Source organism: uncultured Subdoligranulum sp., from assembly GCF_937890665.1.
The window spans coordinates 1-1496 of the sequence record NZ_CALADU010000050.1; the positions used below are offsets into that span (position 1 = coordinate 1).

At 51.9% G+C, this 1496-nt stretch carries 3 protein-coding genes; all 3 read right to left on the bottom strand.

From position 1 onward, the window contains the following. Window positions 1–276, bottom strand: a 276-nt coding sequence (locus tag Q0526_RS02835) for a hypothetical protein (RefSeq protein ID WP_298730661.1), incomplete at its 3' end; no start/stop codon positions are given. A gap of 97 nt (window positions 277–373) precedes the next feature. Continuing rightward, window positions 374–562, bottom strand: coding sequence for a hypothetical protein (locus Q0526_RS02840; protein WP_298730663.1), 189 nt, complete (start codon window positions 560–562; stop codon window positions 374–376). Between the two features lie 551 nt (window positions 563–1113). Further along, a partial coding sequence (locus tag Q0526_RS02845; RefSeq protein ID WP_298730666.1) for an NlpC/P60 family protein occupies window positions 1114–1496 on the bottom strand: 383 nt, incomplete at its 5' end.

Below are 1496 nucleotides of genomic sequence, written 5' to 3' on the forward strand. Positions count from 1 at the left end.
GGCGGGGTCATACTGCGTCGCTGCGTTGCAGTAATAGGTTCCGGGTTCAACGGAAACCGTTTCGGTGTATCCGTTGAGGTCGCTTAGTATCGTCTGAACAGCCAGCGGGTCACTGGGGCCGGCACTGACCGTAGCCATGAACGAGCGCCCCTGCATATCATCCGGCAAATCCAATATGGCGAAAGTGATTTGTGCTGATGCAGGCGCGGCCAAGACCGGCACACCCCAAAAAGAAAAACAGAGCAGGATGCCTGCGGCGGCCAAAACAGATTTCATGAAACATACCTCCTTTTGCAAAAGCAAAAGCCCAGGTGCGACGATTCGTCGTACCTGGGCTTTGTCTTTTGTATTTACTTGTGCCACAAAAAACAAATCAAGACTTGAGGTCGAGGTGATGAATAAACTCGTCATACATAGCAGAGGGCAAGACCATGGAAACGATTTTCGCAGCGTATTCGACAGGAGAGAGTGTAGCGGAAAAAACGCGGCTGCTCTTTTTCCCGCTGTAGATATAACCGACGACGCAGATCATCTCCTTTTGAATCAGACTGTTCAACAGCATATAGATTGACCTGCCTTTGCAATGCAGTTGGCTGGTAGCTAAAATTTCTTGGAGCGTCAGAGGTCGAGGCGCACTCCAAAGAGCCTTCATGATAGCTAATTCGTTGGGTGTGAGATTCATAAACGTGTCCTTATTTGAAAAAAATGGGTGCGACGATTTGTCGCAGCCGTTGATACTAAGTAATCAGTTCTCGGTGGGGATGTTCAATCGTTGCCAGCATTTGAACCAGCAACACTTGACACATTCGTTTTTTTCACCGCAGGGGACTGGCCCGGTGTCGGGGTCATAGGGGCAACTATAGAAGTCGAACATTTGTATCCCTCGCTTTCAAATTCAAAAATTGGGCCGTAAGCGTTGCGCTTGCGCTATCGCTTACGGCCTTGATAAGAGGCCGCCACAAGAACCGGGAGCAGTCAAACGGACCGTGGAATACCGGAATGCAGCGAAGCGGAATGAGGATATGCCGCGAAAGCCGCTTGACGGGTTCCGAGGCTTGTGACATCCCCACCCTGCCCCCGGCAGGGTGGACAGACGCGGCGATTCGTCGCACTTCAAAAACCAGCATAGGTAAAATAATGGCAGGTCCGCGATTCCATCCACCCGTTTGAAAGGTTAAGCCCGACACCAAAGCCAGCGGCACACTCAATCCAAGAACCACCGCCAACATACATCTGAACGTGGCCCTGCGCACCGCCCGCCGCATATACAACCCGAACATCGCCGGGCTGTATGCTGGAGGACGATATGGGAATAAGATCGCTGGCTGTGGCATAAGCGCCTGTCCAAGATGCAGAGTAGGGGAGACCGACAGCCCAGAAGCAGTATTGAATGAAGCTGCTACAATCGAGATTTGAACCGACGGTAGGAGCACCAGGCCCGCCACCCAAAGAGGAAGGTTGCCCGTAAGAAAATTGACCTTGACAAGCCAGGGCAA

Bases quoted from the DNA above. Each gene is read 5' to 3' on its own strand.
- Q0526_RS02840 (WP_298730663.1), bottom strand. From the start codon at position 562: ATGCTGTTGAACAGTCTGATTCAAAAGGAGATGATCTGCGTCGTCGGT.